The sequence below is a fragment of the Cellulomonas sp. NPDC057328 genome, from assembly GCF_042667215.1.
Lineage (GTDB): Bacteria > Actinomycetota > Actinomycetes > Actinomycetales > Cellulomonadaceae > Cellulomonas.
Genome location: NZ_JBHUZW010000150.1, coordinates 1 through 7,841, shown reverse-complemented (window position 1 = coordinate 7,841; position 7,841 = coordinate 1). Strand labels below are relative to the sequence as shown.

Genomic DNA, 7,841 nt, shown 5'->3' with positions numbered 1-7,841 from the left:
CGCGCGATCCTCTCGCGCGTGCCCGCCGACGTGCGAGCGGATACCGGGGCGGCTCAGAAGGCGCGCGTGATCATCGCGCGCTTGACCTCCTGGATCGCCTTGGTGACCTCGATGCCGCGGGGGCACGCCTCGGTGCAGTTGAAGGTCGTGCGGCAGCGCCACACGCCCTCCTTGTCGTTGAGGATCTCCAGGCGCTGCGTCCCGCCCTCGTCACGGCTGTCGAAGATGAAGCGGTGCGCGTTGACGATGGCGGCCGGGCCGAAGTACTGCCCGTCGGTCCAGAAGACCGGGCAGGACGACGTGCACGCTGCGCAGAGGATGCACTTGGTGGTGTCGTCGAAGCGCTCGCGCTGCTGCGGCGACTGCAGGCGCTCCTTGGTCGGCTCCGTGCCCGTCGTGACGAGGAACGGCATGATCTCGCGGTACGAGGCGAAGAACGGCTCCATGTCGACCACGAGGTCCTTGACCACCGGCAGGCCCTTGATGGGCTCGACGATGATCGGCTTGCTCGGGTCGAGGTCCTTGAGCAGCGTCTTGCACGCGAGGCGGTTGCGGCCGTTGATGCGCATCGCGTCGGACCCGCAGATGCCGTGCGCGCACGAGCGGCGGAAGGTCAGGGAGCCGTCGTGCTCCCACTTGATCTTGTGCAGGGCGTCGAGGACGCGGTCCGTGCCGTGCACGGTCACCGTGAACTCGTCCCACCGGGGCTCGGCCTGGAACGGCTCGCCGAACGTCGGCATGTCCTCGTCCGCCGGGAGGAAGCGCCGGATCTTCAGCGTGACCTCGAACGACGGGACGGCACCGACCTCCGGTGCTGGGGCTTCGGCTGTGGCGGTCATCAGTACTTGCGCTCCATCGGCTGGTAGCGGGTCATGATCACGGGCTTCGACCCGAGCACCAGCTGGTACCCGTCGAACGACTCCGTGTGGGCGAAGGTGCCCTCGGCGTCGCCTCCCTCGGCGGAGGCGCCGTCGAGGCCGACCGGGCGCCGGTAGGCCATCGTGTGCTGCATGTACTGCGCGTCGTCGCGGTCCGGGAAGTCCTCGCGGAAGTGCCCGCCGCGCGACTCCTTGCGGTTGAGCGCGCCCACGACGACCGTCTCGGCGATGTCGAGGAGGAACCCGAGCTCGACGGCCTCGAGCAGGTCGGTGTTGAACGTGCGGCTCTTGTCCTGGACGCTCACCGCCGTGTACCGCTTGCGCAGGGCGCGGATGTCGTCGAGGGCGGTCCGCAGCGACTCCTCGGTGCGGAACACCTGCGCGTTCGCGTCCATCGTGTCCTGCAGCGCCCGGCGGATGTCCGCGACCCGCTCGCCGTTCGGCCGCGTGCGGATGGTCTCCAGCTCCGCTTTCACGACGGCCGCCGGGTCCTCGGGCAGCTCGACGAACGACGCCGTGGCGGCGTACGCGGCGGCCGACCGGCCGGACCGCTTGCCGAACACGTTGATGTCGAGCAGCGAGTTCGTGCCGAGGCGGTTCGAGCCGTGCACCGACACGCACGCGACCTCGCCGGCCGCGTACAGGCCCTTGATGACGTCGGTGCTGTTGCGCAGCACCTCGCCCTCGATGTTCGTCGGGATGCCGCCCATCGCGTAGTGCGCGGTCGGGTACACGGGCACGGGCTCCGTGTACGGCTCGATGCCGAGGTACGTGCGCGCGAACTCCGTGATGTCGGGGAGCTTGGCGTCGATGTGCGCGGGCTCGAGGTGCGTGAGGTCGAGCAGGACGTAGTCCTTGTTCGGCCCGGCGCCGCGGCCCTCGCGCACCTCGTTGGCCATCGAGCGGGCGACGATGTCGCGGGGCGCGAGGTCCTTGATGGTGGGGGCGTAGCGCTCCATGAAGCGCTCGCCCTCCGAGTTGCGCAGGATGCCGCCCTCGCCGCGCGCGGCCTCCGACAGCAGGATGCCGAGGCCCGCGAGGCCCGTCGGGTGGAACTGGAAGAACTCCATGTCCTCCAGCGGGATGCCGCGGCGGTACGCCAGCGCCATGCCGTCGCCCGTGAGCGTGTGCGCGTTGGACGTCGTCTTGTAGATCTTGCCGGCGCCGCCCGTCGCGAGGACGACCGACTTGGCCTGGAAGACGTGGATCTCGCCGGTGGCGAGCTCGTACGCGACGACGCCCGAGACGTGCACCTCCTCGCCCTCGCCGACGGTCTCCGACGCGAGGTCGTGGTCCACCAGCAGGTCGAGCACGTAGAACTCGTTGAAGAACTCGACCTCGTTCTTCACGCACTGCTGGTAGAGCGTCTGCAGGATCATGTGGCCCGTGCGGTCCGCCGCGTAGCAGGACCGGCGCACCGCGGCCTCGCCGTGGTTGCGGGTGTGCCCGCCGAACCGGCGCTGGTCGATGCGGCCCTCGGGCGTGCGGTTGAACGGCAGGCCCATCTTCTCGAGGTCGAGGACCGCGTCGATGGCCTCCTTGGCCATGACCTCGGCGGCGTCCTGGTCGACGAGGTAGTCACCGCCCTTGACGGTGTCGAACGTGTGCCACTCCCAGTTGTCCTCCTCGACGTTGGCGAGGGCGGCGCACATGCCGCCCTGGGCCGCGCCGGTGTGGGACCGGGTGGGGTAGAGCTTGGAGATGACGGCCGTGCGCACGCGGGTCGAGGACTCGAGCGCCGCGCGCATGCCGGCGCCGCCCGCGCCGACGATGACGACGTCGTACTGGTGGGTCTGCATCGAGGTCGATGCCTTCCTGAGTCGAGGTGGCGTCGGTTCCGCTGGGCCGGTCAGGCCGTGCAGAACGACGGCAGCAGGTCCGCCGGGCTGTTCGGGGGGCACGGGTCGAACGTGAAGATGACGAGCGTGCCGAGCACGATCACGACGACGGTCGCGAGGTAGAGCAGGCTCGTGAGCACGAGGCGCGTGGAGTCCTTCTCGGCGTAGTCGCCGATGATCGTCCGGACGCCGTTCGTGCCGTGCAGCATCGCCAGCCACAGCATGAGCAGGTCCCAGATCTGCCAGAACGGCGACGCCCACTTGCCGGCGACGAAGCCGAAGTCGATGGCGCTGATGCCCTCGCCGGCGACCAGGTTGACGAACAGGTGGCCGAAGATCAGCGCGACCAGCACGACGCCGGACACGCGCATGAACACCCACCAGTACAGCTCGGTGTTGCCGTGCGTCGTGCGTCGGCTCGGGCCGGGGCGCGAGGGCCGCGGGGCCTTGGGGTCCGCGATCGTCGTCATGGTCACTCGCCTCCGAAGACGTGCATGAGGTGGCGCGGGAGGAAGCCGGCCATCGTCACGACGACGAGGCCCATGACCACCCACAGCATGACCCGCTGGTAGCGCGTCCCCTGCCACCAGAAGTCGACGAGGATGATGCGCAGGCCGTTGAAGGCGTGGAAGACGATCGCGAGCACGAGCCCGGCCTCGCCGAGACCCATGATCGGGTTCTTGTACGTGCCGATGACGTCGTTGTACGCCTCGGGGGAGACGCGCACGAGCGCGGTGTCGAGCACGTGCACGAGCAGGAAGAAGAAGATCGCGAACCCGGTGATGCGGTGCGCGACCCACGACCACATGCCTTCGCGCCCGCGGTAGAGCGTTCCGGCCGGCCGCGCTGGCGCGGTGGGCGCTGTGGACACGGTGGGTGCCTCCAGGGGCGAGTCGGCGTGGACGGCGATGTCCGGGGTGGTCTCACTGTAGTGACCCGTGCGGGGCAGGACCCCGCCCTCACGGCGGTCCCGACCCCCACGACCGGGCCTTTGTGACCAAGTCCACACGGTGAGACGGTGGTACGCGCGGGGCGGCTCGTGTGCGTCCGCACGCCGCCGGCCGGGGGCCGGACGCGCGGCGCGGGACGCCGCCCCCGCGCGTGGCGCGGCTCGCTAGCGTGACGCCATGCAGCCCGACCCCGCGCTCCCGCCGGTCCCCGGCTTCCACGCCGTCGTCCCGGCCGGCGGCGCCGGCACCCGCCTGTGGCCGCTGAGCCGCGCGGGCCGGCCCAAGTTCCTGCTCGACCTCACCGGCGGCGGGCGCACGCTCCTGCAGGCGACGGTCGACCGGCTGCTGCCGCTCACCGGCCCCGGCCACGTGCTCGTCGTGACGGGTGCCCGGCACGCCGCCGCGGTCGCCGCACAGCTGCCGGGCCTCGGCGCCGACGACGTCCTCGCGGAGCCGAGCCCGCGCGACTCCATGGCGGCCATCGGCCTCGCCGCCGCCGTGCTGCTCGAGCGGCACGGGCCCGACGTCGTCCTCGGCTCGTTCGCCGCCGACCACGTCATCACCGGCACCGACGTCTTCGAGGCCACCGTCCGCGAGGCGGTCGAGGCCGCGCGCGCGGGCTACGTCGTCACGGTCGGCATCGAGGCGACCGAGCCCTCCACCGCGTTCGGCTACGTCCGGGCCGGCGAGCCGCTCGGGGTGGCGGGCGCGCCGAGCGCGCGCCACGTCGTCGGGTTCACGGAGAAGCCCGACGCCGGCACCGCGGCGGAGTACCTCGCGACCGGCGCGTACAGCTGGAACGCCGGGATGTTCGTGGTGCGCGCCGCGGTGCTGCTCGACCACCTCGCCGCCCAGCTGCCGACGCTGCACGACGGCCTGCGCCGCATCGCGGCCGCGTGGGACAGGCCGGACCGCGCCGCGCGCCTCGCCGACACGTGGCCGGGCCTGACGCGGATCGCCATCGACCACGCCATCGCGGAGCCGGTCGCGGCCGCGGGCGGCGTCGCGGTGGTGCCCGGCGGGTTCGGGTGGGACGACGTCGGCGACTTCGCCTCGCTCGGCGGCCTGCTCGCCGGGGCCGACGGGCCGACGCTCGGCGACGAGGCGGCCGTGCTGCGGCTCGACGCCGAGGGGAGCGTCGTGGTGGCCGACGGGCGGACCGTCAGCGTCGTCGGCGTGCCCGACGCCGTGGTCGTCGACACCCCGGACGCCGTCCTGGTGACCACCCGCGCGCACGCGCAGCAGGTCAAGCGAGCCGTCGACGCGTGGCGGGCGCGCGGCCGCGACGACCTGCTCTGAGCGCGGCGATACAGTCGAGGACGTGCCCCCTCTCCCCTCCGACCGCGCCACCGCGTCCGACGTCCCCGCCCCGACGGACCTGAGGCCGCCCGTGCCCCGGGCCCTCCCGGAGGGGGGCGACAGCCACGGCGGCCCGGGCCACGACGGCGGGGCGCACGTGGTGCCGTCGCTGCGCTCGCTCGCGCCGGAGCCCGCCGACGCGGGGGCGCGCGAGCTCGCCGACCTGGTCGCCGGCCTGCGCGACGAGCTCGTCGCGATCCGCCGCGACCTGCACGCGCACCCGGAGCTGGGCCGCACCGAGGAGCGGACGACGCGCGTCGTCGCCGACCGGCTGCGCGCCGCCGGCCTGCAGCCCCACGTGCTGCCCGGGTCGGGGCTGTGGTGCGACATCGGCCCGACCGTCGGTCCGCGCGGGCAGCGCCGCGTGGCGCTGCGCGCCGACCTCGACGGGCTGCCCGTCCCGGACGCGTGCCGGCTGCCGTGGGCGTCGACCGTGCGCGGCGTCGCGCACGCGTGCGGCCACGACGTGCACACGACCGCCGTGCTCGGCGCCGGCCTCGCGCTCGCGCAGCTGGCGGACCGGCTCGACGCGGGCGTGCGCCTGGTCTTCCAGCCCGCCGAGGAGGTGCAGCCGGGCGGGTCGCTCGACGTCATGGCCGCCGGGGGCCTGGACGGCGTGGATCGCATCTTCGCGGTGCACTGCGACCCCAAGCTCGACGTGGGGCTCGTCGGCACGCGCATCGGCCCGATCACGTCGGCGTCGGACGAGGTGACGGTCACGCTGACGGGGCGCGGCGGGCACACCTCGCGCCCGCACCTGACGGGCGACGTGGTGTTCGCGCTCGGGCAGGTCATCACGCAGGTGCCGGCCGTGCTGGGGCGGCGGCTCGACCCGCGCTCGGGGGTCAACCTCACGTGGGGCGCCGTCCGCGCCGGCACCGTGCACAACGCGATCCCGGCCACCGGCACGGTCATGGGCACGCTGCGCTGCCTCGACGTGCGGGCGTGGGAGCACGCGTCGCAGGTGTTCGAGCAGGCCGTGCACGACGCGGTGCGCTCGCTCGGCGTGGAGGTCGAGGTGAAGCACCAGCGGGGCGTCCCGCCGGTGGAGAACCGGGAGGGGGCGACCGGGGTGCTCGAGGCGGCCGCGCGGGACGTGCTGGGTCCGGAGTCGGTGCGGCTCACGGAGCAGTCGCTCGGTGGCGAGGACTTCGCCTGGTACCTGCAGAAGGTCCCCGGCGCGATGGCCCGGCTGGGCACGCGCACGCCCGGCGGGCACACGTACGACATCCACCAGGGCGACCTGCGCGTCGACGAGCGCGCCGTCGAGGCCGGTGCGGTCCTGCTGGCGCGCGCCGCGCAGCTCGCGGGCCGCGCGGCGCCGGACCCGGCGGAGCGCCGCCGCGACTGACGCCGCGACCGATGCCGCGACCGACGCCGCGACCGACGCCGCGAACCACGGCGGGCAGGCGACGGGCGGACGGCGTCCTGACCGGGGCTTTCGTCCGTCTCGCTGCGCGGACGGCCCGTCCGTGCAGCGGGACCAGGTTGCGATCCGGTCACGGAACCTGCGCGGATACCCCTCGGTAACGTCCGCGTGACCTCCGGGTGCCTAGTGTCCGGGGTGATCATGCCGACGGCGGCGCGCGTCGGCGGGCCCCACGGGCCGCACCGCCGCGACGGGTGCCGGGCGGTGCGACGGACGAGAACCTGGAGACAACCTTCGTGAAGACGATCATGCGAGCGGCCGCGCTCGGCGGGGCGGTCGCCCTCGCACTGGCGGCCTGTGGCAGTGCCCCCGAGGAGACGGAGTCGACGGCAGGCGGCGGCGAGACCGCCGGCGCGTCCGACTTCAAGGCGTGCATGGTGTCGGACCAGGGCGGCTGGGACGACCAGTCGTTCAACCAGTCCGGCTACGAGGGCCTCCAGCGCGCGGCCGACGAGCTCGGCGTCGAGGTCAACGCCGTCGAGTCGACCGCGGACGCCGACTACGGCCCCAACATCGACTCGCTGGTCCAGGACGGCTGCACCTACATCATCGGTGTCGGCTTCCTGCTCGAGCCGGCGATCCAGGAGGCCGCCGAGGCCAACCCGGACATCGAGTTCGGCCTCATCGACTCGGCGTTCTCGGACGACGACTTCAACACGATCGAGCTCGACAACGCCAAGCCGCTGCTGTTCAACACGGCCGAGGCCGCGTTCCTCGCCGGCTACGTCGCGGGCGCGACGACCGAGACCGGCATCGTCGGCACGTTCGGCGGCCTGCCGATCCCGTCCGTCCAGATCTTCATGGACGGCTTCGTCGACGGCGTCGCGCAGTGGAACGAGGACTCGGGCGAGGACGTCCAGGTGCTCGGCTGGGACAAGGAGGCCCAGGAGGGCCAGTTCTCCGGCGACTTCGAGACGCAGGCCAACGGGCAGAACATCGCCCAGGGCTTCCTCGACCAGGGCGCGGACATCATCATGCCCGTCGCCGGCCCGGTCGGTCAGGGTGCCGCCGCCGCCGTCGAGGGCAAGGAGGGCGCGTCGATCATCTGGGTCGACTCCGACGGCTTCGAGTCGACCGAGTACGGCTCGATCATCCTCACCTCGGTCATGAAGGAGATCGGCCAGGCCGTCTTCGACTCGATCCAGGAGGCCTCGGAGGGCGAGTTCTCGAACGAGCCGTACGTCGGCACGCTGGAGAACGAGGGCGTCGGCCTGGCGCCGTTCCACGACTTCGAGGACACCGTCCCGCAGGAGGTCAAGGACCGCGTGGCCGAGCTGCAGCTGCAGATCGTCTCGGGCGACCTGACCGTGGAGTCCCCGAACACCCCGTGACGCACCCCCGCGCCTGAGCGCGGGGCACGGGCGACGGCCCGGGTGGACCACCACCC

General features: G+C 72.9%; 7 protein-coding genes. 3 read left to right on the top strand and 4 right to left on the bottom strand.

Annotated elements, in window-relative coordinates; genetic code table 11:
* Positions 1-53 precede the first annotated feature (53 nt).
* The 4 genes from ACFUMH_RS17675 to sdhC are packed head-to-tail and all read right to left on the bottom strand — an operon-like array spanning position 54 to position 3,524.
* A complete protein-coding gene (locus tag ACFUMH_RS17675; RefSeq protein WP_378208643.1) occupies positions 54-839 on the bottom strand; it encodes a succinate dehydrogenase iron-sulfur subunit in 786 nt (261 codons plus the stop codon).
* A complete protein-coding gene (gene sdhA / locus ACFUMH_RS17670) occupies positions 839-2,677 on the bottom strand; it encodes a succinate dehydrogenase flavoprotein subunit (RefSeq protein ID WP_378208641.1) in 1,839 nt (612 codons plus the stop codon). The genes ACFUMH_RS17675 and sdhA overlap by 1 nt, the downstream gene beginning before the upstream one ends.
* A 50-nt stretch (positions 2,678-2,727) precedes the next feature.
* Positions 2,728-3,186: a succinate dehydrogenase hydrophobic membrane anchor subunit gene (locus tag ACFUMH_RS17665; RefSeq protein ID WP_378208639.1), complete on the bottom strand. Its 459-nt coding sequence runs from the start codon at positions 3,184-3,186 to the stop codon at positions 2,728-2,730.
* Between the two features lie 2 nt (positions 3,187-3,188).
* Positions 3,189-3,524 carry a succinate dehydrogenase, cytochrome b556 subunit gene (sdhC, locus tag ACFUMH_RS17660; protein WP_378208637.1) on the bottom strand — a complete coding sequence of 112 codons (336 nt, stop codon included), beginning with the start codon at positions 3,522-3,524 and terminating at the stop codon, positions 3,189-3,191.
* Positions 3,525-3,843: 319 nt separating this feature from the next.
* Here sdhC and ACFUMH_RS17655 point away from each other — a divergent pair, with 319 nt between their 5' ends.
* From ACFUMH_RS17655 to ACFUMH_RS17645, 3 genes are all read left to right on the top strand, one after another.
* Complete coding sequence (locus ACFUMH_RS17655) at positions 3,844-4,965, top strand: mannose-1-phosphate guanylyltransferase (RefSeq protein ID WP_378208635.1); 1,122 nt, start codon at positions 3,844-3,846, stop codon at positions 4,963-4,965.
* Between the two features lie 157 nt (positions 4,966-5,122).
* Positions 5,123-6,376 (top strand): amidohydrolase, encoded by a 1,254-nt coding sequence (locus ACFUMH_RS17650; RefSeq protein ID WP_378208645.1) that lies wholly within the window; start codon positions 5,123-5,125, stop codon positions 6,374-6,376.
* A gap of 314 nt (positions 6,377-6,690) precedes the next feature.
* The gene (locus tag ACFUMH_RS17645; RefSeq protein WP_378208633.1) at positions 6,691-7,785 is read left to right on the top strand and encodes a BMP family protein; all 1,095 of its coding nucleotides are present in this window, start codon (positions 6,691-6,693) and stop codon (positions 7,783-7,785) included.
* Positions 7,786-7,841: the final 56 nt, after the last annotated feature.

What these genes read in the sequence shown, in the direction of transcription:
- ACFUMH_RS17675 (WP_378208643.1), bottom strand. Translation starts at nt 839, where the DNA reads ATGACCGCCACAGCCGAAGCCCCAGCACCGGAGGTCGGTGCCGTCCCG.
- sdhA (WP_378208641.1), bottom strand. Translation starts at nt 2,677, where the DNA reads ATGCAGACCCACCAGTACGACGTCGTCATCGTCGGCGCGGGCGGCGCC.
- ACFUMH_RS17655 (WP_378208635.1), top strand. Translation starts at nt 3,844, where the DNA reads ATGCAGCCCGACCCCGCGCTCCCGCCGGTCCCCGGCTTCCACGCCGTC.
- ACFUMH_RS17665 (WP_378208639.1), bottom strand. Translation starts at nt 3,186, where the DNA reads ATGACGACGATCGCGGACCCCAAGGCCCCGCGGCCCTCGCGCCCCGGC.
- sdhC (WP_378208637.1), bottom strand. Translation starts at nt 3,524, where the DNA reads ATGTGGTCGTGGGTCGCGCACCGCATCACCGGGTTCGCGATCTTCTTC.